Raw genomic sequence first — 25,510 nt, forward strand, 5'->3', positions numbered from 1 at the left:
ATTACTGGTACAGACACCAAGTTTTTGGGTTGAAGGACAAAAAAATTGAAGGGCTTGTTACCAAAAGCAAAATTTTGGGATAAATGGATTAGTGAAATTCAGCCATTTTTTCCTCAAAATCCTTGACTTTATTACGTGAAACGGGAACTTCCATATCCAGTCCATGGAGGCGGAGCCGGTAACCCAATGCATTTCCCTTTTTATGGGTGATTTTTTTGAGATTGACTAAAAAAGCCCGGTGTACCCTTAACAGACAAGCGTGACCTTGAAGTTGTACTTCAACTTCATTCATGCTGTTTCGGATGATTTTTTTCTGCAGTTTATCCGCTTTTTGCAAATAGAAAACCACATAGTTCCCTTCAGAGCTGATACAAAGGAGTTCGGAAAGATAAAAATCCAGGGATTCTTTTTTGAGTTTGGAGCTGATATTGATCAGGGGTTCATGTTCGGCCCTTTCCATGGGGAGGCGTTTGAAAAATTCTTCCTGCACAGGCAGATTACTGAACCAAAAAGGGAAATGGATCAGGCTGAAAAAGACATAAGGAAGAAAACAAATGAAAACAGCATATTTGAAGGAGTCAAGGAATGTGGGCAAGTTCCAGCGATCGGCTGAGGGCTCCAGCAAAAAGGCAGCAAAATAGATGGTCAGGCCCATGGCCAACAAAACCACTGCAAAAGCCAAGAGTTCTTTGCCAATATTCCAAAAGCTTCCTTTTTTGGAGAGCAATGGGTGCACAATTGCCCAGGTTGCCAAAAAAGCGGAAGCACCAACCAATAAGCCATATACCATCAATTTTCCAACCATTCTTCCTTCCGCTTCCTGTCCACTGGCAAATGGACTGTAAATGATCATGAACAACAAACCAAAAACAGTAACCGCCGCAAAAGCGGCCCAGGGCTTTTGTAGTAAAAAGTTTTGGGGGATTTCTTTTTTTAACCAGTTGGACTGCATGATGGAAAAGAAGCAAATCTTTCACAATTAAAATAATAACCAGGCAGAAAGCAAACCGAATAGCAGGCTGAATTTAAGGTAAACAAGCATATTTTCATTGTTTTTTTAGTGATGCCAAAGCAACTATACCAATAAGCAAATACAAAATCTCCAAAATCCAAAAATGGAACTGGAAAACTTCTGAAGCCAGGACCAAACTGGGGAAAACGGGCAACATCGCATTGGAGGTTCCGTGTGCTACCAGGGCAGATAAGGGTTTGTTTTTAGAGGCTTTTACTACCCAAGAAAAGAAAAAGGACAAGCCGAGACATCCGATCAGAAAGGCAGGAAATGGCATAAAGACCTGAAAGGAATCCGGAATAAACCAGAGGGGGGCATGCCACAAGGTCCAAATGATTCCCAAGATGATATTCCCCAACCAAATGCCATACCTGGATTCCAAGTAAGGCATGATGTAGCCACGCCAACCTATCTCCTCTTGGCCTCCACCAAAAAAGACCATGACCAGCCAGTAAATCGGGAAAACCAAAATGGTGGGCAGCAGCATGGGCAAGCGCTCATAGCCGAAAAATCCCGGTAAGTACCAAGCCAAAAAATTGGCCATTCCCATAGCCCCGAAAATGATCAGCCATACTTTCCAACCAAATTTGAAAGAGAGAAATGACCAGAGAAAGGGTTTAACTGATGATTTCCCTTGGAGGGTCCTGATAGAATAAACCGCTGCGATGCCAGGACCAAATGCCCCCAAAATGATTGTAGGCATACTCAAAATACTTCTAAGGTTTTCGTCCCAGTCCCAGATACCCAATCCGCCCAAAACAAAAGGCAACCAAAGTAGCCATGACCATAAAAAGGTGATTACAAAGAACCGGATGGGAATGGATTTATTATTTGATATCTCTGGCTTCATAAGTAAATTTTTTCAAGAACAACCATGCCCACATGAGCAAAAATATGGGCCAGAAAAGCACTCTCCAGACCTTTTTTCCAGTACAGCCATCCGAAAACAAGACCCCCTAGCGAATTGCCGATAAGGACATAAGCAAGCATGATACTGCTAGGATGATCTACTGACTGAAAAACTATAGGGAAATGGCCTAGGGCGAAGAGGAGCGCTGCCAAGGTGATTCCTATCCAATAAGCCAAAGGTTTGGTCCCCCTAAAAATCTTTGCCGCTATCCAGACCAGCAAAGTCATCAATCCAAAACGCATTAGGATTTCTTCCGTGATGCCACCATATAGGAACCTGGCGGCTAAAGTAAGTTGAATGTTTGCGGTGAGTTGTTCAAATTCGGAAGGTACCAAGCCTCTACCAATTAGCCCAAGTAATCCCAATACAATTCCTGTAAGTAATCCTCCGAGAATCCCATAGATCAGTATTTCGCGGGTTTGGGGGGAATCTTCTTTTAGGCCGACCATCTTTTCGAGGATGGGAACACTAAGGCTTACCTTTTGGTAGAGAAGGGTCCCCACAATAACTGCTATCAACATGATGATAGTGGGGTTGATCAAGATCAGCCATTGGATTTGGGATGGAGTAAACTGTTCCTCCAAAATAGATTGCATTTCCTCAGGTAATGGAAAATCCACCGTCAACATGGACAACATGCCCAAAAGACCAAGGAAAAATAAACTTAGCCCGAGATAAAACTTTTTTGAATTCATGGATGCTGGGGAATTGAAGATATTGATTGATATTGGATACTAATAGATATTATTTGTGGATAGTACAGGAAACCTGTCAGGTCTTTCTAATGGTTTACAAACCTTCCAAAAAAGCTTTCAATGTTTTGTTAAAATGTTTAGGATTATCCTGACTGGCAATATGGTTGGCATTGGGGATTTCAGCACATTGGCTGGAGGGTTCCTTTTTATGCCAAGCTTTGGAAGCATTTCTGATAAAAGCTAAATCTTTTTCCCCATAAATTATCAAGAGGGGGACCTTGGGGGGGTTGGGCGAAGGGTCTATCAAATCATAGCACATGTCAGCGGTGATTTTCAATGCTAACTTCTTCCCGATTTTCCCTATTGTACTGGCTAAATAGTCCTGAACTTCCTTTTTTACTGCCCTGTGTTTCCCAAAAGAGCTACAGAACATTTTCTCAGGTATCAAGCCCATCAAAAAGATAAAAATGGGAACCAGCATTTTGACCCATTTACCCATATGTGATTTCAGTTCAATTCCAGGGGCGTGTACCACAGCCATCACTTTTCCCGGAAAGTTGAGTTGGAAATGCTGGGTCACCATACTGCCCAGGGACTGACCCACCAAAACTGCCTGGGAAATTTGTAAGGCCTCCATCAGCTCATTCAAACATTCTGCAGACAATTCAGTGAAGCGCTTGTGGTAATTTTCCAAAGTGGAAGCACCATGGCCCGGTAAATCCCAAACCAAAACCTTGGAATGCTGCTCTAAGGATGTAAGCTGTTCTTGGAAAGTAAAATGATCCATCCCTACTCCATGAATAAATACCAAAGTAGGACCAGAGTCTATACCTGACAGTTTATAATGGATATCTCCGTAAGCGCTTGAAATGATTCCTTTCTTCATGGTAGCTTGTTTAAGATGTCCTTTAAGCAATTATTGAAAGCCGTAGGGTTGTCGAGATTGCCCACATGGCCGACCCCATTTAAGTCAATCACCTTTGCTGATGGATTGGCCTCAATAGCCTTTAGCGTTGACTTTAACATCCCATTGATCCCTTTGTCAAACTCACACCTGATCAAGGTGTATGGCACAGTACTTTGGGATATGAAACCCGTGAAATCATAATTTACCAAATTATACCTGAAATGGGGAATGGCAGCCACTGCCTTTACAAACATTTGTAAGCACACTTCTTTTGCGGATGCATTCATGGCGGTTTGGTCAGCCATCAGATTCAGGTACCAATTTTTAAAATAACGGAGCATCAAGGCATCGAAACCTCTGAATACAGGAGCCAAAAACTTGGGGAATTTCATTTGTCCGGTAGTACCGAAAGTGGTCAAGCTTGCGAACCTCTCAGCCGTTTGGCTGACTACTAAGAAACCTAATACCCCTCCAGCAGAATTTCCGACAAAATGGATGCGCACCAAATCCAGGTCTTTGATCAATTGGATAATATCCTCAGCAAAAAGGGTTAAGGCATATTGCTCAGTGGTATTGGGTATCGGCTTTGGAGAATCCCCATGTCCCCTAAGGGATATCAGCACTACCTTGTATTGTTCCGAGAAAAATTCCTGTTGTCGCTGAAATTGGATCATGCTTCCCCCCGCCCCATGTACAAAAAGAATGGTTTCTTGGTTCTCTTTTCCCCTAATGCTGTACTCAAGTTGAATGGTATTTATGATCATTGTAATTCGATGTGGACATTTAAAACACAAAATTCACCTAAAGCTCTGGTTTAAAAAATGACAAAAATCAGTTTTATTGGTGAAATTTACGTCCAAAAATGTAGCTAAATTAAGGTAAATAAGGAGTTAAAGGAAGACCTCTCTTGGTTAAAAAAGCCAAAAGGAAAGCTCCCCCTTTTTTAAAACTATTTAATAGGAGAACTATGCTCCAACACGACGCATGAGGTCAATTTTACCATTTATTGAATTATGTTGTTTATTCATTTTTAAGCGTTCCTCATCATTTTTTTGGAAAACTTCATCCAACCAATCAAAAACTGTATGGCGTATCAGGGTAACATTGGGTAGCATGTTTTTGCCTGAAGCGCCTTGATCACCTTTGCCGATCACCAAATCCACTTTGGGGTTTTTGATCTTTTGCATGGCATCTGCTATAAATCCATCGGTAGCCGAGTAGGCCAACTCATCCTCACCTACCAATAAAAGACTGGGGCAGCAAATATCCGAAGGGTCTACCGTAAATTCCTTACAGGCATCCAACCATTCCTGAATCGTATTTACCTGCCATCTCCATTTGTAAATGTCCATGAAATTAAACAGACCGGCCAACCAGGAACCAAATAGCCTGGTAATCATTTTAAATAAGGGAAAGTTTTCATATTTGGCCAAAACCTTCAGCTCCTTGGCCTGAACCAAGTACTCATATTGGTTCAAAATGATGCTGTTGGCAATCATTGCTTTGATACGCTTGTCATGGGCTGCTGCCCTGGCCACAGTATATCCTCCCAAACTTGGGCCAAAGACTGCCAATTTATCCATGTCCACATCAGGCCGGCTTTCTAAGTAATCAATCACTTTACTGACGGGCTTTTCCATGGTAGGCTCCATTTTCATTCCTTGAATGGCTGTATTGCCCATCCCGGGAAGGTCTACCGTGATGACATTGTAACCACGCTCCTGATCTCCAATCCCAAAAAGGAAACACATGTCCTCACTAAAGGACTCTCCTCCTCCTACATTGTAAATGGTAGGCCTTTTGACATTGCTGTTGTCAGGTTTCATAAAATAACCCCTCAACTTCTTTCCTTCGAAATCAATTTCAATAGGTTCTATAGGAGGATTGAATAAGGCAGCAGCCTTTCTGAAATTTGCGACTGCATGGTCCAGAATCTCACTATAACGCTTGGTTTCTTTGACAGGACTAAGGTTAAACAGGGCGGCCCTGTTGAGGTAATACACCCTTAGGAAAGTTTCTCTGGCAGTGATAAAATGTCCACGGGAGAAGCTTCTTTCTGCATCCTTTTCTGCGAGGTCTGCCACTTTGGTCAGTTCCCGTACCCAAGCTTCCGTATCGTATTGACTGACATTGCTGACGGCGGCAAATGCTTCACCTACATCCGCTCCTCCTCTTGCACCAAAAGCAAGTAGGTAAGAAAAGTAGGCATCTACAATCGGGTTTTTGTAGTAAAACTTCATCCTTCCGACCAAAGGCTTATTGTGTTTGGGTACCGCTGGAGTGGTACTTTTTACTGCCGGGTTGTTTATCGTTTGCGCTTTCATCGTAGTGGGGTTTAAGTGTTCAACTCATTGATTTACTGTAAATTTCAATAATTACAGCTAGATTTAATGGGAAAAACAGGGTGGGATTTTGGTAAAAAATCAGGTAGAGCTAAAGTGATGTTGAAGTAAAAAAATGTTGAAAAATCGCTAGCCCTCTTTTTTCAAGGTTTTCCGAAAAGCTGCAGGGGTTAGCCCGCTCATTTTTTTGAAAAATTTGACAAAATGGCTATAATCATCAAAGTTAAGCGTCCAAGCAAGCTCTTTAATACCCATGTCTGTGGAGGACAACAGGGTCTTGGCGTGTAAATAGGTGATTTCATTGATGATGTTTTTGGGTGTGGTCTGAAAAACCTTTTTAACAGCATCCGCCAAGTAAGAGGTACTAATGCCCAATGAGTTTCCATAAAACCCAACTGATTTTTCGTTTATGAAATGTTCTATCACTAAAGCCTTGAATTTTGTTGCTATTTTGTGGTACTGCAACTCGGTATAATCTCCATGTGGGTTATTTTTAGAGACAATTCTATTGATGTATACTACAATTACCTGCAGCAGATTGCGCACTACTAATCTACTTTCTTCATTAAAAGGTGTTCCCTCCTTAAGGATCAATTCAAAAAATTGGCCCATCAATTCATATTGTTCCCTATTTAAGGAAACAACCAAGGGCTTGACACTATGGAGAAAACCAAAACTTTCTGTCAAATGGCTGATATTATCCAAATGTAAAAAGGGCTCTTTGACATGAATGACATATCCATCCCAAATCCCTTTTTTCTCCCAATACAAAATTTGTCCCGGTAAATAAATTACCATTGTAAACTCTTGGATGTCTTCTTTCAAATCAAATACACCAACTTCAGCCGCCAGTTCGCTACCGATAGCAATTTGGAAGAAGCCTACACTAAATGGCCCCATGGAAGGTACAATATCCTCTCCCAAATCTGAAAATCTAAAAGCATGGAATTCCTTATCCCTAGCGCGCATGCAGGTGTTTGCCGCCTCGTAATATTCATTAAAGTCTCTATAAATCGGTATTTGAAAGCCCTCTCCCATATTGGTTAAAAGTTCGACAATTCCTCACCCATAAATTTTTCCAGCCACCAACTTCCGCTTCCAGGTCCCCCATGCAAATACAAACAGGGCATCCCATTGCCTTTAACCGTAATGTAGAGCAATTCGCCATCTGAAGTTAATACCTGATGGGACTGAGCGAACGATTGGCTCCAGAAAAGAGGAAGCAGAAATAATGGAACAAGCTTTTCCATAATTCAATTGATTTTTGTCCAAAATTCAGTTTCAAAGCATGCTTTTTATGGTGTCTATCATCAGCCCTGTGGCTTTTCGGTGTCCTTTACCATTGACCTGATTGGTAGCGCCACAGAAATACAAATCTGTTTTAGGGTTGTAAAAAGCAAAAGTGCCTGTCTGTCCCCAGAATCCAAGTATTTCCCCAGGGTATTTGAAGGGGAACAGAATTCTTGGAATCCACAATTTTTCCCAGGGCAGTTTGGAGTAAGCTTAGGTTGAATGTTTTGTTCATTCTATAAATATAAAAAAAGTAAGGAGACAGGACAGGGAATTTCAATTTTAAAATGGTTTGAAATAGGAGGACCGCAAATCCACTTTATCCGGAGTTTGGAATGGCAAATACCCAATAGAAGGCTTGTACCAAGGCAGCAGGATTTAAGCCACTAAAATTTTTCGAGTATATTCGGAGATTTATGTAATCGAATAAAATTTTTCGAGTATGGACGAAAATTTTGTTGTATCACTGGATGATATGAAATTACCATCAAATCAAGGCATCAAGCATATACAAGCTTGGAGATTGCAGGACTTTTTGCGGTAGCGCAGGGTTATAAGGTTTCCCCCAGGTTAATTGGTATATTTTTAAAAGAGGATTATAATTCCTATTTATCCGGAGTTCGGGATTGCTAATCCCGAACAACCCATAAAAATACTTAAATCTCTAATACCAAATTAATCTTGTTTTGGAACCCAGACAGAAACTGAGTTGGCCTTGCATTGCAATTTTACCCATCCATCATCATTGGTAGTAATAAGCTCAGCGATATGAACGGTGATATCGAAATAAGTAGTATTAGGTGCACCCGTCTCCATATTTTTGGTTCCATCCATCCCATTACTTAAAAGGACAGCCATGCCTTGGACAGATCAGAAGCATATTTTTCCAATTCCTTCCACCAACTCCCATCCGCTGGCGTATACCAGTGGAAGTATTGGATCATAGCACCGTTATTTTCTGGCATATTGACATATACGTGTTTGACATATACTTAAGCAGGTTTTAAAAAGAAATTTAAAGTTTAGCTTTATTTCTTCATCATCCCTTCCACATACATCCTCCAGTTATGTTGTTCTTTGAATCCTAGGACTTCCCTGATCTTACGATTGGAAAAAAGTGCTTCATGCTCTTTTATATCTCGTGTAAGGGGAACTCCAGGAAAAAACCGCTCTGCTAATTCTTTACTTGGAATAATTGCTCCGTTGTGATCATTCCCTGCATTAAACACTTGATAGCCTAAGCCATCTTTTTGTAGGCATAAATCCACAATCTGACCTAAATCTCGGGCATCTATATAACAAAAAGCATTTCTTCTCCTAACTTCAGGGTGCTTGAAGTAGTATGGGAAAAGTGTCTCATATTCATGCGGTTCTATCACATTACCAATTCTCAAAGCATAAATATCAACTCCTGAGCGACGCTGAAAACTTCTGGCAGTCTGCTCATTGACTACTTTGGAAAGGCCATAGCTATCCATTGGATCTACATCATAATCTTCCTCCAAAGGCAAGGATTTTGGATTGGTCTGCCCATCTGAAAAACAAATCCCATAGGTGGTCTCCGATGAAGCGATGATGATTTTTTTAATCTCCAGCTTCACAGCAGCCTCTATCACGTTGTAAGTTCCAACCGTATTGACACGGAAAGTTTCATTGTCAGGATTAATCAAAATTCTTGGTACAGCAGCAAAATGCACTACCGCATCAAATTTGGGAACTCCTGTGCCTGCCTCCAATTCATCAAACCAAGTGTAGGAAGTCATGGCGTTGAACATTTGACCGGAATCTGTAATATCAGCTATCAATGTATTGACACCGGGGATATCTACAGGTTTTAAATCTACATTTAATACCTGATGCCCTTGATCCAATAAATACTGTATGGCATGTTTACCAGCTTTTCCAGATCCTCCAGTAAAGAATATTCTCATGATTCCGATGATTTGTTGGTTGAGTTGATTACAAAAATAACCCCAACAAAGTTTAAAAATGATTTAAAAATACCCAAAAAGGAACTATGAATTTTAGCAAAATCAATTCTTCCCGTTAAAAAAAGCTTTGTGCCTTGATGCCCTCGTGGAAATTCTAAAAAGATTACCTTCCAGACAACAAGACACAAAGTCGATTAGAGAACCTAGGGATTAATTCCCAGTCAAAATCTTCATCAACTCATCCAGCTTCGGAGACAAAATGATCTCCGTGCGTCTGTTGAGTGCTCTTCCATCTGCTGTATCGTTGGAAGCTCTAGGCATAAACTCTCCCTTACCGGAAGCAGTCACTCTATTTGGGGAAATGCTGTGTTCATCTGTAAGAATCCTTACGATAGATGTCGCTCTTACCACACTCAGATCCCAATTGTCTCTAAATCGGGCTGTTCTTATGGGAACATTATCGGTGTGGCCTTCCACCAAGACATCGATTTCTTCATTTTTATTCAAGACATCACCCAATACACGGATAGCTTGTCTTCCTTTTTGCTCTACATCCGCACTTCCAGACCTGAACAAAAGTTTATCTGACATGGATACATATACTTTCCCATTTCTGACTTCTACCGTCAGCTCATCGGAATTAAAACCAAGTAAGGCATTTCTTACAATGTCATTCAGGCGTTGGGTGATAGAATCCTGACGGGCAATAATTTGCTGCATTTCCCGCAAAGCATTTTCTCGCTCGAGTAATAAACGTTCTTTTTCATTCAGCTCATTGGATTTTTGTTGAAGAGCAGTATTGAACTGCTGAGCTTGAGAGACATTTTCATTTCTCAAATCATCATAGAGCCCCCTTAAATCGTTAAATTCTTGTCGGAGCGTCTGATTTTGTTCAGTGCTTTCATTGAGTCTTGCAGTGAGATCTGCATTTTCGGATTCACTGATGGCAAGGTTGGTACAAAGCTCATCCCGTTCGATGATGACTGCTTTCAGCCGTTTACCTCCAGGCAGTTTATCTGGTACACGGTCTCCGCATCGGTAGACAGGAGCGCAGGAGGAGGCAGCTAACATAAGAAAGCCACCCATTAGTGCTAAGGCATGTAGTTTTTGCATAAATACTTTAATTTCGAAGTAAATTTTTCAATGATTGTTAACGGAAATGTATGATTTCAGTTAGGCTAGTCTTTGGAAATAATTATCCAAAATAGATTCTAAGAAGGAGAAAATTCCATGCCAAAAAAAATAGGAGTAAACTCTTTAGGCTTTCCGCTGTTAAACCCCTATGGAAAAATATGCAATTATTGATGAGTCAGCATTTCCCCTGATAACTATACAGTTTACAGGCGCAAAAAGTACGGATGAAAATTTCATAGCCTACTTACAAGAAAATAAGAATTGCTACAGACACAAAGAAAAGCTAGGAATTATTTTTGATGCAACTAACGCATCACTTCCTTCACTGAAACATCAACAAATGCAAGCTGCTTGGCTCAAAGAAAATAAAGGATTAATGGAAGCATACTGCCTTGGAACAGCCTACGTTATCCCCAGCGCAGCTGTTCGATCCATTTTACGAGTCATATTTTCAATTCAAAAGCAGCCAGTCCCTTATCAGATTTGTGAAAATATAGATGAGGCCCAAGTATGGATTAAATCAGCTTTATCTAAAAATTTAGCTTAAAAGATAAGCCCCATAAAACTTTTATAAGCAAGCTTCCTACTCAGTTCTACTTTTTAAAAAATTATTGAAAATGATTTTAGCTTGAGGGCTCTGAAACAGTGCCGCATGCCCGATGCCCAGCAATTAGAGAAGTTCAACCCAAATATCAATACCCCTCAGATTCAGAATTGACCCTCCCCCAAAACGTTCTATACACAAAATAACTGTACAACAACACCAAAGGTCCGCCGACAGCAACAAAGCCCATCATTATTTTTAAGGTTTTTGTAGATGCTGCTGCATTATAGATAGTGATACTGTTCGCCTCTATTCCATTAGACCATAGTAATCGTGGATAAAGTTCAAATGCAACAATTACTAAAAGCAATGCTATCGTAAGACTTGTAAACACAAATGCCCATCCATATTTTTCTTTACTTGCCAAACGTGGCACATTGGCAATACTTAGAAATACCAAAAAAGGTACAATGAATAAAATGGGATTCTCCTTAAAAACTACCAGGAGATGATCTAAAGTAAGTAATCCATAAATGGTTGTGATTAAATAAGAAATGATGAAAAAGGCCATGCCCTTATTTAAAAATCCTTGAATCCTAAAATAAAGTGAGCCTTCTGTTTTTAACAACAAATAGACAGCCCCATGCATCATGAAAAGACCAACACTAGTGATTCCGACCAATATGGAGAATGGATTTAAAAATTCAAAAAATCCAGCTCCAATATATTCATAATTTTCATCCAGAGGCATTCCATTGAGGATATTACCCAATACTACACCCAGTAGAAAAGCCAACATTACACTTGATACAGAATAACTCCAATCCCACATGCTTCTCCACCAAGACATTTCTTCCATGTTTCTAAATTTGATAGAAATACCTCTAAAAATGATAAACATAAAAAAAAGAATAAATGGCGTATACATTGCCGAAAACAAGGTGCCATAGAATACCGGAAAACCAGCAAAAAGCGTACCTCCCCCAATCACCAACCATACTTCATTCCCATGCCAAGTTGGATCAATCGCCTTCAGGGCAGTCTGCCGACTACTCTCCCTTCTAAAGAAAATATGCCAGGCACCTGCTCCAAAATCAAATCCGTCCAAAATCGCATAACCTGAGAAAAGCGCTCCTACTACTAAAAACCACCAAGTGGGATAATCTATTCCTAATAAAGTTTCCATAGTTGATTATTTAGAAATAATGCTGGCAATTTGACTATTGATCCCACCTTCCCCATGATCGGACTCAGTAGATGGTCCTTTTTGAATTGCTTTGTTCATCAGATAAATGAATAACAAAAAAAGCACTGCATACACAATGAAAAACAATATCAAAGAAAACAACACCTGATTGGCCTGCACACTTTTGGAAAGGGCATCAGAAGTTCTCAATAACCCATAGACTACCCATGGCTGTCTACCCATTTCGGCTGCAAACCAGCCAAATTGATTGGCGAGCTGTGGAAGGATTGCTGTAAATACAAAAACCCATAAAAGCCACTTATTCTCAAACAATTTACCCCGCTTCCACTGCCATAAAGCAAATAGGCTCAAGGCAATCAAAAACATCCCTATAGCCACCATCAAATGGTAAAACTGAAATACCGCATTTACCTGACTCGGCCTATCTTCTTTGGCAAAAGCATCAAGACCGATGACAGGTGCTTCAAAATCCTGATGCAACATAAAGGATAAGCCTCCAGGGATTTTTAATCCAGTGACTTGTTGAGTTTCATTATCCACCCAACCAACAAGATACAGGTCTGCTGGAGCTTCTTTAGCATAATGCCCTTCTAAAGCAGCTAGTTTTGCTGGTTGATTGACAGCCACACCCTCTGCAGAGTTATGGCCGGTAAACAATTGGGCTAAAGAAGCAATCACTGCTACTACCAAGGTGATCTTGAATGCTTTGATAGAAAGACCAACAAAATGACCCTTGATAATGTAATAGGCATGAACACTTAAAATAAGAAATGCACCTGCTAAAAAAGCCCCTAGCCACACATGCGTAAGTCTATCTACCGATGAAGGGTTAAAAACCATTGCCCAAAAGTCCACAATTTCTGCACGGGCTTGCATTCCTTCTCCTACTATGTGATACCCAGCGGGTGTTTGTTGCCAAGAGTTTGCGACGACTATCCAAACAGCTGAAAACATAGATCCTAAAAAAACAGCCCAAGTAGCAACTAAATGCACCCATGGTTTGACACGGTTCCAACCAAATAACAGCACACCTAAGGCACTGCTTTCCAATGCAAAAGCAAAAATACCTTCTGCTGCCAAGGCACTACCAAATATATCTCCTACATAGCGGGAATAGGTAGCCCAGTTGGTGCCAAATTCAAATTCCATTACAATGCCTGTGACAACACCTATACCAAATGTGATCGCAAAAATCTTTGTCCAAAATTTCGCAAGTATTTCATAATCCTTCTTTTTAGTTCGGATATACATTGTTTCAAAAACAACCATCAATAAGCCTATCCCAATACTGAGAGGAGGATAGATGTAATGAAAAGCAACGGTAAAGGCAAATTGGATCCGGGATAAAACTTCTACATCCATGGTATTTGATAATCACAGGTTTTAACGGTACGTATATAGCATTACTTCATTTGATGAATTGCTATGGTTCGTTAAATGTATGATGAATATCATAAAACCATAGAGACCAATATCACATTGAACCCAATAGAACTAAAAAAACTATCAATTGATAAAGAAAATATTAGGCATAATACAAAAAACCCGCAATAACTTTAAGCTATTGCGGATTCCTAAATTCTTTAATCCATCTCAAACTCCAAACCGATTTGATGGGATTTTAACACCTCTTTGATTTCGGTTAAAATCGCCGGATCATCAATTGTAGATGGAATATCAAAAGGCACATCATCAGCAATATTCCGAATAATCTTGCGTAGGATTTTTCCAGAGCGTGTTTTGGGTAGTCGCTTGACCAATACAACCGTTTTAAAGTAAGAAATTGCTCCAATTGTTTCACGGACACTTTTTACCAACTCAGCTTCCAAATCTTCCCTGCTGATATTTCGCCCATCTTTCAAAACTACTAAGGCAATTGGTCGTTGTCCACGCAATTTGTCGGCAATACCTACCACGGCACATTCTGCAACGACTGTATTGGCTGCTACAATTTCCTCCATTTCACCGGTAGAAAGTCTATGCCCACTGACATTGATCACATCATCTACCCTCCCCATGATGTAGAAGTAATTATCATCATCTTTGAAGCCTCCATCTCCGGTGAGGTAATACCCTTCAAATTTTGACAAATAACCCTTTCTGAAGCGCTCATCATCTTTCCATAAGGTAGGGAAACAACCAGGACCTAATGGCAACTTAATGACTACATATCCCTCTTGATTAGGTCCAAGCAGCTCCCCGTTTTCACCCATGATTTGTACATCATATCCAGGAACAGGAGTTGAGGAGGAACCAGGTTTAACAGGTTTCAGACCAACACCGGCCATATTCGCCAGCATAGGGGAACCTGATTCTGTTTGCCACCAATGATCAATCACCGGAATCTTCAATAAATCACTGACCCATTCATAGGTAGCAGGATCACAGCGTTCACCAGCCACAAACAAATATTTTAAAGAAGACACATCGTACTTTTCAAATAACTTGCCCTCACTATCTTCCTTTTTAATCGCACGGATGGCCGTTGGAGCGGTGAAAAAGGTTTTAACCTTGTGCTGCTCGATAATTCTCCAAAAGGTACCTGCATCCGGAGTTCGAATAGGCTTCCCCTCAAACAAAATGGTGGTACAACCTGAAATCAAAGGAGCATACACTATGTAAGAATGGCCCACAGCCCATCCAATATCAGACGCCGCCCAAAATACATCTCCTGGATTAGTATCATAGACCGCTTGCAAGCTATACTTCATGACTACCGCATGCCCACCATTATCACGGATTATGCCTTTGGGTTTCCCCGTAGTTCCCGAAGTATAGAGAATGTACAAAGGATCCCAAGCATCTACCGGAACATAGGTGTGAGGCTCGACTGATTCCAAAGCTTGATTCCAATCAACCTCTCGGTCAGAGCGTAGCTCTGCAAGGGCCATTGGCCTTTGTAATACAATATGATAATCCGGCTCAAAAGTAGCCTCTTTCAATGCTTGATCAATTAATGGTTTGTAGGGAATCACCCGATCAAATTCAATCCCACAAGATGCTGAAACAATCACCTTTGGTTCGGCATCATCGATACGGATTGCCAATTCATGCGGAGCAAAGCCTCCAAACACAACAGAATGGATAGCACCCAAACGAGCACATGCCAACATAGCCACCACAGCCTCAGGGACCATTGGCATGTAGATAATGACTGTATCTCCTTTAACCACTCCCTTGGAAGCCAACAGCCCTGCAAATACGGCCACTTTATCACGTAATTCCCGATAGGTAAACTCCATTATAGTATTGGTCACTGGAGAATCATAAATCAAGGCGGCCTGTTCACCCCTACCTGTTTCCACATGATAATCTAAACAGAGATAAGAGGTATTCAACTGACCTCCTTCATACCAACGATAAAATCCCTGCTCATTGGTGGAAAGTATTTTTTCAGGAAATTTAAACCATGCTAATGTCTCAGCTTTTTCTTTCCAAAACTGTTCTGGATTGGCAAGCGAGTGTTGATAATCATTGATAGAAGCCATTAATACTGCAAATAAATAGTGCTAATACGTTATTTTGGGAGATAAAATTCTCTGAATCTAAGGTAAAGCAAAAAAACGAAGGAGTTATATAATAAAAAGCTAAATAGCTATAGATTCAAAAAACCTAGCTTTTTAACTAACCAATATCCAAGTTAATTTAAAAGGAATTTTTTTTGAGAAGATGATTGTTTTTTTTATCTTTAATCAAAACAAGTTATTCAATGAAACAGATTCTTTTTTCCCTAACATTTATTTGTATTTTGTTATTTACAAATGGTGCCACTGCACAGCGTTTAAAGCTTCCGTCAGGAAGTGGTGATTTGACTAATCAAGTATTATCAGCAATAAACACGGTTGATAAATTAGGCTTGACGGCTGATCAGGATACTAAGTTAAAAGCACATAACAAATCATTTGTTGATGATGTATTCAAAGTTTTGAACAATTCCAGTCTTTCAGATGATGCAAAAAAGAGCAGTTTCACTAATCTTAAAATGACACGTCAAAACTTTCTTTTACAGCTGCTAGGTCAGCAACTTTTAGGAAATTACAACAAAGGCGTAGGTAATCTACTCAAACCTTTGAACAAACAATTAGGCTTGGCTGCATTGGCTTTTTAATATAATCTTTGTATTAAAATTGAAAAGTAAAAATTCAATTTAAGTGATATTAAAACCGAGATAGGAAAGTAAATCTCGGTCTTAACTATTTTCATGGAATCCACTTAATATGCTTGAAATTCGGCTTTCTCTTTTCCAAGAAAGCATTTCTACCCTCTTTTGCTTCCTCGGTCATATAAGCCAATCGGGTAGCTTCCCCTGCAAAGACCTGCTGACCTACCATCCCATCATCTGTCAGGTTCATGGCAAATTTCAGCATTTTGATAGAGGTTGGTGATTTACCTAAAATTTCCTGGGCCCACTCATAGGCTGTATCCTCCAACTCATCATGAGGAATCACCGCATTGACCATTCCCATCTCAAAAGCTTCCTGGGCTGAGTAGTTTCTACCCAAAAAGAAGATTTCACGGGCCTTTTTCTGCCCTACCAATTTGGCCAGATAAGCCGAACCATAACCAGCATCAAAACTCGTAACATCCGCATCAGTTTGCTTGAAGATGGCATGTTCCTTACTCGCCAAGGTCAAATCACATACCACGTGCAAACTATGCCCTCCACCTACAGCCCAACCTGGTACAACCGCAATAACCACCTTCGGCATAAAGCGAATCAATCGTTGCACTTCCAAGATATTCAAACGATGATATCCATCCTCACCCACATATCCTTGGTGCCCACGGGCACGTTGATCACCACCGGAACAAAATGCCCAACCCCCATCTTTGGGAGAAGGTCCTTCACCCGAAAGCAACACAACTCCTATAGATGTATCTTCATGGGCATCCTTAAATGCATCCAACAATTCTGAAGTGGTTTTCGGACGGAAAGCATTTCTTACTTCCGGTCTATTGAAGGCAATCCGGGCGACCCCATTGCACTTCTTGTATGTAATATCCTCGTATTCCTTTACGGTTTGCCAAGCTATACTCATATTTCTCAATTAATTTTCCTGCAAGATAACAGCCTTCGAGGAATTTTGTTGAATTTTGGACAAGCGCTTTCAAAAATGGGAAGAATCATCATCGAAAACAGAAGCTACAGTTTTGAAGAAATCCAAGCTGGGAAATTCAATGAAACAGATCATTATTTCACTCATGCCCTGCATTTTTGCCAATCTTGGCTGAGTAATCAACAGACCTTCGAATTACAAACTTCGGGTTCTACCGGAATGCCCAAAAACATTCAGATAGCTAGAAGCCAAATGGAAATTTCAGCAAAAGCCACAAGAGATTATTTTCAAATCAGAGAAAACCCCTCCCTACTCTGCTGTTTAAACACTTGGTTTATAGCTGGAAAGATGATGCTCGTAAGAGGAATGGAATGGAAAGCAAGCATCTATTTAGTGACGCCTTCCTCCAAACCATTTACAAGCCCTAACCTTCAAATCCCCTACGATCTTGTGGCAATGGTACCCCTTCAAGTAGAACATTGCCTGAATGATGAAATGGGTTTAAGTGGTTTAAAACAAATCAAGCAATTAATAATTGGTGGTGCCCCCAGCGGTGATGGACTGATCAACAAACTACTTGACGAGAAAATCTCAGCATACCAAACCTACGGGATGACTGAAACGGTCTCACATATTGCTTTGGCTCCTATCGTAGATATTGACTTGACCTATGAAGTCCTACCAGGAGTTATTATCGGAACCGACGAAAGAGGCTGTTTGTGGCTGGAAGCACCCATGGCAAAAGAACACCGTATCCAAACCAATGACCTTATAGCCCTAAATTCACCGACCACATTCAAATGGCTGGGCAGAGCTGATTTTACCATTAACACTGGCGGAATAAAAGTGCAGCCAGAACTTGTAGAAAAAGCTATTGAGAAACTCATCTACGAAATTATCGGGGAGGTTAACTTTATTATAGGAGGTGTTCCGGATGAGTCTTTGGGACAAAAGGTTATTCTGATTATTGAAAAAGACCAACTTACTTTAGACAAAGCAGATTTTTTAAAAAGATTGGCAAGTAATTTGCCCAAATATCATCAACCTAAGGAAATCCATTTCTTACCTGAATTCGTAAGAACTGACACCGGGAAAATCAATAGAATCCGAACACTCGAACTCCTATGTTCCAACTTATCTTCCTCCTCATAAGCCTGTTTTCTTTTCAATCAAATCAAGCTTCGCTTGAACTACGTATTGAAAATGCCAAAAACGATCAAGGATTGGTTAGAGTGTTAGTATTTAATCAAGCTGATGGATTTCCTGATAAGGCTGGCAAAGCTGTAAGAATGGCCAACTTATCCATCAAAAATAAGATTGCAGTGATTACTTTTGACGACTTGCCCCCTGGAAATTATGCAATTGCAGTGTTCCATGACAGCTCAAAATCTGGTAAAATCAGGACCAATCTCGTTGGCTTCCCCCTTGACCGTTATGGCTTTTCGAATAATGCTACGGGAATCATGGGTCCACCTTCTTTTGAAAAAGCAGCATTCCCCATCACCACTGGTAAAAATTCTATAACCATTTCCATGCGATAGGGTTATTTTTGTGCAAAACACGCCAACTATGATACTTCTGGATTTTCCTTATGTTTCAGACTTTTTGAAAGAAACAATTGTGCGCAAGCAAATCCCAGTGATTGCCACAGCCGAAGCCAAAACCATCATGCATGATCAAGCTGTCAATTGGCTCTGCGAAATGGAGGCAAGAGAGACCTTCAAAAAGAATCCAAACCAAAAATTATACACCAATTCTGAAAATAGCATCAGCTGGGTTCATAAGCATCTTCCAAACTCACCAAAAGCTCATTTGATCGAAGTATTCAAGAATAAATACAAATTCCGTCAGCTTATTCAAGATGCTTATCCCAATTACTTCTTTCAAAGAATCACATTTGATGCATTAGAAGATGTTGATTTATCTGAATTAACTTTTCCTTTTATCATCAAGCCCGCTGTTGGCTTCTTTAGTTTGGCTGTTTTCAAAGTTGATCGTAAAGAAGACTGGTCATCAACAATAGTTCAAATCCAAGAAACAGTCTCCAGGATTCAGGATATGTATCCTACCGAGGTAGTAGACAATGCGGAATTTATTCTTGAGTCCTACATCAAAGGAGATGAATATGCCTTTGATTGCTACTTTGATGAGGAAGGAAATCCAGTTATCCTGAACATTTTGAAGCATTTGTTTGCTTCAGAAGCTGATGTAAGCGACCGAGTTTATTGCACTTCTGAGGAGATTTTTACGGAAATGTATGAACCAATACTTTCATTCCTGAAAATGGTGGGTGAAAAAGTTAACCTTCAAAATTTCCCTTTACATATTGAAATTCGCAAAACGGCATCTGGAGAAATCATCCCTATTGAAGTGAATCCCATGCGTTTTGGTGGATGGTGCACGACGGGAGATTTAGCTTGGTTTGCTTATGGAATCAATTCTTACGAGTATTTCTTAGAAGGCAAAAAACCCAATTGGGAGAAAATATTTGCCGCAAGAAAAAACAAAATCTTTAGCTTAATCCTCTTGGATAACCAAGCTAACGTCAAGCAAGAAGCGTTTGCAGCCTTTGACTACGAGGCTATCAGCAATGATTTTGAAGAGGTCCTCCATGTTCGCAAACATCCATTGAATCATTATGGCGTATTTGGATTTCTTTTTACCTCCACATCAAAAGGTAATGAGGAAGAATTATACACAATCCTACATTCCGATTTAACAAAATATATTCGTTTGCAAGAGCCGGTTGTTGGATAAAAAATTTAGCAAACCAAGGGAATTCACCTTGCGTATATGGACGGAGAAAAAAATGTCGAATGATAAATGTCCAATTCCGTATGATGAGTTTGTAAATACTTGAAATTCAGTCAAATCCATAGAAAACAAAAAACCTTCGAAGCCTGCAAGACCTCAAAGGCTCTTTTTCCTTACTTTCTGTGAATTCAGCGCTTTCTGCGAGCTCCCCTCTTTCGTGTAATTCGTGTCATTAGTGGACAACCCTCATTTCAGTGGCAAAAACCTTCGAAGCCTGCAAGACCTCAAAGGCTCTTTTTACTTCCTTTCTGCGGATTCAGCGCCTTCTGAGAGCCCAAATTTGCGTCAGCAAACCATCTGTGTTAATCTGTGAAAATCACTTTTTTATCTGTGTCCAAAAAAAATACTATCCTTATCAAGACCTCAGCGCTACGCGCCTCTGACCCCATCATCCACCGTTTTTCTATGAAGATAACAGGGCTACGCCCCTGAAATCTGTTTTTATCACTTTTTTTATGCCATGCTCTTTTAGATTTTAGAGGGTAGCATTTAGATTTGGAAGAAGGGGAATTCACCTTGCATGTATGGACGGAGAAAAAAATGTCGAATGATAAATGTCCAACTTCGAATGATGAGATTGTAAATCTTTGAAACTCCGTCAAATCTGTGGACAACAAAAAACCTTCGAAGCCTGCAAGACCTCAAAGGCTCTTTTTACTTCCTTTCTGCGGATTCAGCGCTTTCTGCGAGCCACTTAGATGCTGTGTTTATCGAAGAATTCCCGTACATAAGCCAATAATTGGTTATCAGTCAATTTATCTGAGTTTTCTACGGCAAACCACTTTTTATCAAACGCCTTATTATCTTTCAATCGGTTTCTCAATTGCTCTTTTGCTGTACCCGGCCCAAAAAGTAACACATCCTCATAGGATTGGATTTTTCCTTCCAGAATTTTAAAATACTCTTTCAATTCATTTTGGGTGATGTTATGTTTTTTGTGTTCATTATTAGAAGCATGCTCTGGATTTGGCGTGTACCAAGTGGTATCATTTCCTTCCCCTTCAACTCTCTTCATACTTTCATGTGGTGAATCAAGCTTTTCTATCAGCGTTGCTTTCCCATCAGCATACCCGACGAAATAGGCAAAAGAGTGATCTAACCAAATACCAACTTTCTTAAATTTTGTGGATTCCATAGTCATTTTTGGGTTTTGTTTATGTCACCAAGTTAGAACTTATTCTCGATTCTCAAAATCCTTGGATAGCTTTTGAGTATATTTGCAGGAATTTACCATGGGGTGATTGATACATGACTGAATCCAACGCTACACGCATCAATAAGTATTTGAGTGAAATAGGCTTTTGTTCCAGAAGGGCCGCTGACAAACTCATCGAAGAAGGTCGACTGACAATCAACGGGAAAAAACCAGAGATGGGCACCAAATTAATGCCAGGTGATGTGGTCAAAGTTGATGGAAAGCCTGTGGGGCAACCAAAATCCAAACATGTGTACATAGCTTTCAACAAACCTGTTGGAATTGTATGCACCACAGACACCAAATCTGAAAAAGACAATATCATCGATTATATCAAGCATAACGAACGAATATTTCCTATAGGCAGGCTAGACAAACCTAGCGAAGGATTAATCCTACTGACTAGCGATGGTGATATTGTCAACAAGATTTTGCGGGCTAAAAACAACCATGAAAAAGAATACATCGTCACCGTCAATAGACCCATCAATAAGGATTTTATTGACCGCATGAGTAAAGGCATCCCAATTTTGGGAACAGTGACCAATCCTTGTGAAGTCAAACAACTGTCTAAATTTAAATTTTCCATTATCCTGACCCAAGGACTGAACCGTCAGATTCGCAGAATGTGTGAGTACCTGGATTATGAAGTAACACAACTTAGAAGAATCAGAATCATGCATATACATCTAGACCTGCCTGTAGGAAAATGGAGAGACCTGACTCCGAAGGAGATGGCATTACTTGAAGAGTCCATTGCCGATTCCTCCAAAACATTTGAATAATTTATCCTATCGAAATACTTGCATCCATGCAACTCAAAACAGAACACCTAAGCAAATTGGAAATTGAATACGATTCTGGATTCATTCCTCCACCATTTGCGCACATATTTAAAATCAAACTTGGCTTTGCTAAAAACACACTAAATACCCAATTGTATTTGGAGTATACACACCGGGAAGAAATCACCGAGGAAGAAATCTTGGATGAAGGCTTTACCTTGGATGATGATTACACCTTTCAGGGAGAGATTCCGAAGATTTGGGAAGAAACTATCAAAGGCTTGTTCGGCAAGAGCAAATGGTCAAATACCAAATTAAATGAGGAAGATGGAGGTATCAAACTCCTTGCGAAAGATGCAGATCATAAAGTATCCCGAGCTGTGCCAGCCAATCAGCAAGATTGGATGATTTTATCCCAAGATATCATTCAGGCGATCTATGAAATCAACAAAAAAGAGGCTCCTTTGAAAATCAATTTTCTGGAGATTGGTGCTTCCGAAAGTAAACACCTGCAGTTACAGATGAAGTTTGCCACCCGAATTGTGGAGGTAATTGTGAATGGTAAGCCAAAAACAGCCGATTGGGAAGATACAAAAAAACTACTCTCCTATGTATTTATGCCTGATTATGATTATGGTATTGCCAAGGAGCAAAAACCCAACAAACCAGGCAGCTACATTGAGTGTGGGGATGGATATTGGCACGATGTCAATAAAGGGTTGATCAATATTGATTCAAGCTTTGATGCTATCAAGCATATCAAAGAAGGCTTTCAAAAGTTATTGTAAAAAAAAGAGGCTATCCCCATTTAGGAGACAGCCTCTTTCTCTTTAGGCATAATTCAGTTAGATCACAATATTGATAATCTTACCCGGTACTACAATCACTTTTTTAGGAGCTTTTCCTTCCAACCATTTTTGAACCGTACCATCAGCCATAGCAGCTGATTCGATCTCTTCTTTGCTTAGAGACAATGGTAATGGTAATTTACTTCTGACCTTTCCATTGATAGACACCGGATATTCATGCGCATTTTCCACCAAATATTCTTCCTTGAATTCTGGAAAGCTTGCATAGATAATAGAATCTTTGTTTCCTAACAAAGCCCATAACTCCTCAGCAATGTGAGGTGCGTATGGTGATACCAACACAGCTAATGGCTCCAAGATCGCCCGCTTATTGCATTTGGCAGCTGTCAACTCATTGACGCAGATCATGAAAGAAGCCACAGATGTATTGAAGGAATAATTCTCAAGATCTTCCTGTGTCTTTTTGATGGTCTTATGCAAGGTCTTCAACTCCTCTTTGGTAGGTTCAGCATCAGACACTTCAAAGTTACCGGCTGCATTGTGGTATAGCTTCCAGAGTTTCTTCAAAAACTTCGAAACCCCATCGATGCCATTGGTATTCCAAGGTTTAAACTGCTCCAATGGACCCAAGAACATTTCATACAAGCGGAGGGTATCTGCACCATAGCGTTCGATAATATCATCCGGATTTACCACATTGTATTTGGATTTGGACATCTTTTCTACCTCCGCACCGCATACATATTTACCATCCTCCAAGATAAACTCTGAATCGGCCAAATCAGGCCTCCATGCTTTGAACTTATCGAGATTCAACACATCGTTATGCACGATATTCACATCCACGTGCATAGGAATAGTATCATATTGCTCTCTCAAGCCATGACTCACAAAGGTATTGGTTCCTTTCAATCGATAGACAAAATTGGATCTTCCTTGAATCATCCCTTGGTTGATCATCTTCTGGAAAGGCTCCTCAATGGATACATAGCCCCTATCAAACAAAAACTTGGTCCAAAATCGGGAATATAATAAGTGACCCGTAGCATGCTCCGCTCCACCAATATACAAATCCACAGATCCCCAATACTGTTCAGCTACGGGATCAACAAATTGCTCGGTGTTTTGTGGATCCATGTAGCGGAAGAAATACCAACTCGATCCAGCCCAACCCGGCATTGTACTTTTCTCCAGTGGAAACTCTCCATCAGCAGTTTTGTAAACCCAGTCTTTGGCACGTCCCAACGGTGGTTCACCATCTTCTGTAGGCAAATATTTATCCACCTCAGGCAAGACCAAAGGCAAATCCTTTTCATCAATCAAGTATGGCAACCCATCTTTGAAGTACACTGGTAAAGGCTCTCCCCAATATCGCTGACGGGTAAAGATGGCATCACGCATGCGGTATTGGATTTTACCTTTTCCGATCTGCTTTTCTTCCAAGAATGCGATGGCTTTATCCATAGCAGCTTTCATTTCTAACCCAGAAAGGAAATCAGAATTGCAGATAGTCCCTCCCTTGCCAGGGAATGAACCATTTTCCATACTGCCTTCGATCACCTGTCGGATTTCCAAACCGAAATGCTTGGCAAAATTATAATCCCGCTCATCGTGGGCAGGTACAGCCATCACTGCACCTGTACCGTATCCAGCCAATACATAATCTGCAATCCAGATCTGAATCTCTTCACCATTGAATGGATTGATCGCATACGAACCGGTAAAAGCTCCCGAAATGGTCTTAACATCTGACATTCGGTCGCGTTCTGACCTGTTTTTGGCCACCTCTACATAGGCTTCTGCAGTGGCTCGCTGATCATCCGTGATCAACTCTTGCACATATTCATGTTCAGGAGCTAAAGCCAAATAGGTCACACCATAGATCGTGTCTATTCTCGTGGTAAAAACCTTGATCAATTTATCCTGACCTTTGACTTGGAAAACCATCTCCGCACCTATGGATTTACCAATCCAGTTGCGCTGCATTTCTTTGATCGGCTCTGTCCACTGCAAGGTATCCAGGCCTTGAAGCAAGCGCTCTGCATAAGCAGTAATCCGCATACTCCATTGCATCATTTTCTTGCGCTCTACGGGATGTCCTCCACGCTCGGAGAAACCATCTTTCACCTCATCATTGGAAAGCACTGTTCCAAGAGCAGCACACCAGTTGACCGTAGTCTCTGCCAAAAAAGTCAGTCTGTATTTTAACAATAATTCTTGTTGCTGAACTTCTGTAAACGTCTTCCATTCAGCAGCAGAAAATTGTGGGGTATCGTCGTCACATACTGCGTCGATTCTAGCATTTCCTTGAGTTTCAAAGTGGGCAATCAAACTGTCAATAGACTGAGCTTTATCGGCTTTTTTATCGTAGTAGCTATTGAACAATTGCATAAAAATCCACTGAGTCCATTTGTAATAAGACGGATCAGAGGTTCTGACTTCCTTGGCCCAATCATAAGCAAAGCCAATATTTTTCAGCTGCTCTTCGTAACGTTGGATGTTTTGCGCTGTAGTGATGGCAGGGTGTTGTCCTGTTTGAATAGCATATTGCTCCGCAGGCAAACCGAATGAATCGTAGCCCATAGGATGCAGGACATTGAATCCCTGTAAGCGCTTGAAGCGTGCGATGATATCTGAGGCAATATACCCCAGTGGATGCCCCACATGAAGTCCCGCCCCAGATGGATACGGAAACATGTCCAAGGTATAAAATTTTGGTTTGTCAGGATTTACTTGGGCATTGAATACTTGGTTTTTTTCCCAATATGCCTGCCATTTTTGTTCGATTTCCTGATGATTGTACTCTGCCATGAGTGGATAAGTATAGAAAGTGTCAACTAATTGGCTGCAAAAATAGGATTATATCTTACAGTAGACG

At 40.5% G+C, this 25,510-nt stretch carries 26 protein-coding genes; 7 read left to right on the forward strand and 19 right to left on the reverse strand.

The annotated features are described in order from the left end of the window. Positions 1 to 88: 88 nt before the first annotated feature. From IE080_RS01385 to IE080_RS01440, 13 genes are all read right to left on the reverse strand, one after another. Entirely contained in the window at positions 89 to 952 is an 864-nt protein-coding gene (locus IE080_RS01385; protein ID WP_189578629.1) for a LytTR family DNA-binding domain-containing protein, read from the reverse strand. 94 nt (positions 953 to 1,046) lie between these two features. After that, positions 1,047 to 1,862: a type II CAAX endopeptidase family protein gene (locus IE080_RS01390; RefSeq protein ID WP_189578632.1), complete on the reverse strand. Its 816-nt coding sequence runs from the start codon at positions 1,860 to 1,862 to the stop codon at positions 1,047 to 1,049. Next, the gene (locus tag IE080_RS01395; RefSeq protein WP_189578634.1) at positions 1,859 to 2,617 is read right to left on the reverse strand and encodes a CPBP family intramembrane glutamic endopeptidase; all 759 of its coding nucleotides are present in this window, start codon (positions 2,615 to 2,617) and stop codon (positions 1,859 to 1,861) included. The genes IE080_RS01390 and IE080_RS01395 overlap by 4 nt, the downstream gene beginning before the upstream one ends. Positions 2,618 to 2,711: 94 nt before the next feature. After that, entirely contained in the window at positions 2,712 to 3,503 is a 792-nt protein-coding gene (locus IE080_RS01400) for an alpha/beta fold hydrolase (protein ID WP_189578636.1), read from the reverse strand. Beyond that, positions 3,500 to 4,288, reverse strand: a complete 789-nt coding sequence (locus IE080_RS01405) for an alpha/beta fold hydrolase (RefSeq protein ID WP_189578637.1) — start codon at positions 4,286 to 4,288, stop codon at positions 3,500 to 3,502. The genes IE080_RS01400 and IE080_RS01405 overlap by 4 nt, the downstream gene beginning before the upstream one ends. Positions 4,289 to 4,489: 201 nt before the next feature. Beyond that, positions 4,490 to 5,848, reverse strand: a complete 1,359-nt coding sequence (locus IE080_RS01410; RefSeq protein WP_189578639.1) for an alpha/beta hydrolase — start codon at positions 5,846 to 5,848, stop codon at positions 4,490 to 4,492. 147 nt (positions 5,849 to 5,995) lie between these two features. Beyond that, positions 5,996 to 6,904 carry a helix-turn-helix domain-containing protein gene (locus IE080_RS01415; protein WP_229800446.1) on the reverse strand — a complete coding sequence of 303 codons (909 nt, stop codon included), beginning with the start codon at positions 6,902 to 6,904 and terminating at the stop codon, positions 5,996 to 5,998. Positions 6,905 to 6,909: 5 nt separating this feature from the next. After that, entirely contained in the window at positions 6,910 to 7,116 is a 207-nt protein-coding gene (locus IE080_RS01420) for a hypothetical protein (RefSeq protein ID WP_189578640.1), read from the reverse strand. A 31-nt stretch (positions 7,117 to 7,147) separates the two neighbouring features. Further along, a complete protein-coding gene (locus IE080_RS01425) occupies positions 7,148 to 7,342 on the reverse strand; it encodes a hypothetical protein (protein ID WP_229800447.1) in 195 nt (64 codons plus the stop codon). Between the two features lie 489 nt (positions 7,343 to 7,831). Continuing rightward, positions 7,832 to 8,014, reverse strand: a complete 183-nt coding sequence (locus IE080_RS01430) for an alpha-amylase domain-containing protein (protein ID WP_189578641.1) — start codon at positions 8,012 to 8,014, stop codon at positions 7,832 to 7,834. Further along, positions 7,999 to 8,121 carry a hypothetical protein gene (locus tag IE080_RS19620; RefSeq protein WP_262893047.1) on the reverse strand — a complete coding sequence of 41 codons (123 nt, stop codon included), beginning with the start codon at positions 8,119 to 8,121 and terminating at the stop codon, positions 7,999 to 8,001. The genes IE080_RS01430 and IE080_RS19620 overlap by 16 nt, the downstream gene beginning before the upstream one ends. A 63-nt stretch (positions 8,122 to 8,184) precedes the next feature. Beyond that, complete coding sequence (locus IE080_RS01435; RefSeq protein WP_189578642.1) at positions 8,185 to 9,087, reverse strand: NAD-dependent epimerase/dehydratase family protein; 903 nt, start codon at positions 9,085 to 9,087, stop codon at positions 8,185 to 8,187. A 210-nt stretch (positions 9,088 to 9,297) separates the two neighbouring features. After that, a complete protein-coding gene (locus tag IE080_RS01440; RefSeq protein WP_189578643.1) occupies positions 9,298 to 10,200 on the reverse strand; it encodes an OmpA/MotB family protein in 903 nt (300 codons plus the stop codon). A 169-nt stretch (positions 10,201 to 10,369) separates the two neighbouring features. Here IE080_RS01440 and IE080_RS01445 point away from each other — a divergent pair, with 169 nt between their 5' ends. After that, entirely contained in the window at positions 10,370 to 10,768 is a 399-nt protein-coding gene (locus tag IE080_RS01445; RefSeq protein WP_189578644.1) for an STAS/SEC14 domain-containing protein, read from the forward strand. 145 nt (positions 10,769 to 10,913) lie between these two features. Here the strand turns inward: IE080_RS01445 and cydB are convergent, their stop codons facing one another. The 3 genes from cydB to IE080_RS01460 form a co-directional block, all read right to left on the reverse strand. Beyond that, the gene (gene cydB / locus IE080_RS01450; protein WP_189578645.1) at positions 10,914 to 11,951 is read right to left on the reverse strand and encodes a cytochrome d ubiquinol oxidase subunit II; all 1,038 of its coding nucleotides are present in this window, start codon (positions 11,949 to 11,951) and stop codon (positions 10,914 to 10,916) included. Between the two features lie 6 nt (positions 11,952 to 11,957). Next, a complete protein-coding gene (locus tag IE080_RS01455) occupies positions 11,958 to 13,334 on the reverse strand; it encodes a cytochrome ubiquinol oxidase subunit I (RefSeq protein ID WP_189578646.1) in 1,377 nt (458 codons plus the stop codon). A 221-nt stretch (positions 13,335 to 13,555) separates the two neighbouring features. Beyond that, the gene (locus tag IE080_RS01460) at positions 13,556 to 15,460 is read right to left on the reverse strand and encodes an acetate--CoA ligase (protein WP_189578647.1); all 1,905 of its coding nucleotides are present in this window, start codon (positions 15,458 to 15,460) and stop codon (positions 13,556 to 13,558) included. Positions 15,461 to 15,681: 221 nt separating this feature from the next. On the opposite strand from IE080_RS01460, the gene IE080_RS01465 reads away from it, so the two are divergent. Next, on the forward strand, positions 15,682 to 16,080 hold the full coding sequence (locus IE080_RS01465; protein ID WP_189578648.1) for a hypothetical protein: 399 nt from the start codon (positions 15,682 to 15,684) through the stop codon (positions 16,078 to 16,080). A gap of 91 nt (positions 16,081 to 16,171) precedes the next feature. Here IE080_RS01465 and IE080_RS01470 read toward each other — a convergent pair whose 3' ends face one another. Beyond that, the gene (locus IE080_RS01470; protein ID WP_189578649.1) at positions 16,172 to 17,011 is read right to left on the reverse strand and encodes a 1,4-dihydroxy-2-naphthoyl-CoA synthase; all 840 of its coding nucleotides are present in this window, start codon (positions 17,009 to 17,011) and stop codon (positions 16,172 to 16,174) included. A gap of 75 nt (positions 17,012 to 17,086) precedes the next feature. Between IE080_RS01470 and IE080_RS01475 the strand changes: the two genes are divergently transcribed. From IE080_RS01475 to IE080_RS01485, 3 genes are read left to right on the forward strand one after another with little or no spacing between them, the layout of a single operon-like run. Continuing rightward, positions 17,087 to 18,181, forward strand: coding sequence for an AMP-binding protein (locus IE080_RS01475; RefSeq protein WP_189578650.1), 1,095 nt, complete (start codon positions 17,087 to 17,089; stop codon positions 18,179 to 18,181). Next, a complete protein-coding gene (locus tag IE080_RS01480; protein ID WP_189578651.1) occupies positions 18,154 to 18,570 on the forward strand; it encodes a DUF2141 domain-containing protein in 417 nt (138 codons plus the stop codon). The genes IE080_RS01475 and IE080_RS01480 overlap by 28 nt, the downstream gene beginning before the upstream one ends. Before the next feature lie 28 nt (positions 18,571 to 18,598). Beyond that, positions 18,599 to 19,786 carry an ATP-grasp domain-containing protein gene (locus tag IE080_RS01485; RefSeq protein WP_189578652.1) on the forward strand — a complete coding sequence of 396 codons (1,188 nt, stop codon included), beginning with the start codon at positions 18,599 to 18,601 and terminating at the stop codon, positions 19,784 to 19,786. Positions 19,787 to 20,537: 751 nt separating this feature from the next. Here IE080_RS01485 and IE080_RS01490 read toward each other — a convergent pair. Continuing rightward, a complete protein-coding gene (locus tag IE080_RS01490) occupies positions 20,538 to 20,978 on the reverse strand; it encodes a hypothetical protein (protein WP_189578653.1) in 441 nt (146 codons plus the stop codon). Between the two features lie 113 nt (positions 20,979 to 21,091). On the opposite strand from IE080_RS01490, the gene rluF reads away from it, so the two are divergent. After that, entirely contained in the window at positions 21,092 to 21,823 is a 732-nt protein-coding gene (gene rluF / locus IE080_RS01495; RefSeq protein WP_189578654.1) for a 23S rRNA pseudouridine(2604) synthase RluF, read from the forward strand. Positions 21,824 to 21,849: 26 nt separating this feature from the next. Further along, positions 21,850 to 22,611, forward strand: a complete 762-nt coding sequence (locus IE080_RS01500) for a hypothetical protein (RefSeq protein WP_189578655.1) — start codon at positions 21,850 to 21,852, stop codon at positions 22,609 to 22,611. A 57-nt stretch (positions 22,612 to 22,668) separates the two neighbouring features. Here IE080_RS01500 and leuS read toward each other — a convergent pair whose 3' ends face one another. Then, entirely contained in the window at positions 22,669 to 25,443 is a 2,775-nt protein-coding gene (leuS, locus tag IE080_RS01505) for a leucine--tRNA ligase (RefSeq protein ID WP_189578656.1), read from the reverse strand. Positions 25,444 to 25,510 lie beyond the last annotated feature (67 nt).

Origin of the sequence: Mongoliitalea lutea, from assembly GCF_014652135.1 — a bacterium.
In the GTDB taxonomy this organism is placed as follows: domain Bacteria; phylum Bacteroidota; class Bacteroidia; order Cytophagales; family Cyclobacteriaceae; genus Mongoliitalea; species Mongoliitalea lutea.

Excerpts from the sequence above, each read along its gene's own strand:
- IE080_RS01385 (WP_189578629.1), bottom strand. The coding sequence starts at position 952 with ATGCAGTCCAACTGGTTAAAAAAAGAAATCCCCCAAAACTTTTTACTA.
- IE080_RS01390 (WP_189578632.1), bottom strand. The coding sequence starts at position 1,862 with ATGAAGCCAGAGATATCAAATAATAAATCCATTCCCATCCGGTTCTTT.
- IE080_RS01395 (WP_189578634.1), bottom strand. The coding sequence starts at position 2,617 with ATGAATTCAAAAAAGTTTTATCTCGGGCTAAGTTTATTTTTCCTTGGT.
- IE080_RS01400 (WP_189578636.1), bottom strand. The coding sequence starts at position 3,503 with ATGAAGAAAGGAATCATTTCAAGCGCTTACGGAGATATCCATTATAAA.
- IE080_RS01405 (WP_189578637.1), bottom strand. The coding sequence starts at position 4,288 with ATGATCATAAATACCATTCAACTTGAGTACAGCATTAGGGGAAAAGAG.
- IE080_RS01410 (WP_189578639.1), bottom strand. The coding sequence starts at position 5,848 with ATGAAAGCGCAAACGATAAACAACCCGGCAGTAAAAAGTACCACTCCA.
- IE080_RS01415 (WP_229800446.1), bottom strand. The coding sequence starts at position 6,904 with ATGGGAGAGGGCTTTCAAATACCGATTTATAGAGACTTTAATGAATAT.
- IE080_RS01420 (WP_189578640.1), bottom strand. The coding sequence starts at position 7,116 with ATGGAAAAGCTTGTTCCATTATTTCTGCTTCCTCTTTTCTGGAGCCAA.
- IE080_RS01430 (WP_189578641.1), bottom strand. The coding sequence starts at position 8,014 with ATGGCTGTCCTTTTAAGTAATGGGATGGATGGAACCAAAAATATGGAG.
- IE080_RS19620 (WP_262893047.1), bottom strand. The coding sequence starts at position 8,121 with ATGCCAGAAAATAACGGTGCTATGATCCAATACTTCCACTGGTATACG.
- IE080_RS01435 (WP_189578642.1), bottom strand. The coding sequence starts at position 9,087 with ATGAGAATATTCTTTACTGGAGGATCTGGAAAAGCTGGTAAACATGCC.
- IE080_RS01440 (WP_189578643.1), bottom strand. The coding sequence starts at position 10,200 with ATGCAAAAACTACATGCCTTAGCACTAATGGGTGGCTTTCTTATGTTA.
- IE080_RS01445 (WP_189578644.1), top strand. The coding sequence starts at position 10,370 with ATGGAAAAATATGCAATTATTGATGAGTCAGCATTTCCCCTGATAACT.
- cydB (WP_189578645.1), bottom strand. The coding sequence starts at position 11,951 with ATGGAAACTTTATTAGGAATAGATTATCCCACTTGGTGGTTTTTAGTA.
- IE080_RS01455 (WP_189578646.1), bottom strand. The coding sequence starts at position 13,334 with ATGGATGTAGAAGTTTTATCCCGGATCCAATTTGCCTTTACCGTTGCT.
- IE080_RS01460 (WP_189578647.1), bottom strand. The coding sequence starts at position 15,460 with ATGGCTTCTATCAATGATTATCAACACTCGCTTGCCAATCCAGAACAG.
- IE080_RS01465 (WP_189578648.1), top strand. The coding sequence starts at position 15,682 with ATGAAACAGATTCTTTTTTCCCTAACATTTATTTGTATTTTGTTATTT.
- IE080_RS01470 (WP_189578649.1), bottom strand. The coding sequence starts at position 17,011 with ATGAGTATAGCTTGGCAAACCGTAAAGGAATACGAGGATATTACATAC.
- IE080_RS01475 (WP_189578650.1), top strand. The coding sequence starts at position 17,087 with ATGGGAAGAATCATCATCGAAAACAGAAGCTACAGTTTTGAAGAAATC.
- IE080_RS01480 (WP_189578651.1), top strand. The coding sequence starts at position 18,154 with ATGTTCCAACTTATCTTCCTCCTCATAAGCCTGTTTTCTTTTCAATCA.
- IE080_RS01485 (WP_189578652.1), top strand. The coding sequence starts at position 18,599 with ATGATACTTCTGGATTTTCCTTATGTTTCAGACTTTTTGAAAGAAACA.
- IE080_RS01490 (WP_189578653.1), bottom strand. The coding sequence starts at position 20,978 with ATGGAATCCACAAAATTTAAGAAAGTTGGTATTTGGTTAGATCACTCT.
- rluF (WP_189578654.1), top strand. The coding sequence starts at position 21,092 with ATGACTGAATCCAACGCTACACGCATCAATAAGTATTTGAGTGAAATA.
- IE080_RS01500 (WP_189578655.1), top strand. The coding sequence starts at position 21,850 with ATGCAACTCAAAACAGAACACCTAAGCAAATTGGAAATTGAATACGAT.
- leuS (WP_189578656.1), bottom strand. The coding sequence starts at position 25,443 with ATGGCAGAGTACAATCATCAGGAAATCGAACAAAAATGGCAGGCATAT.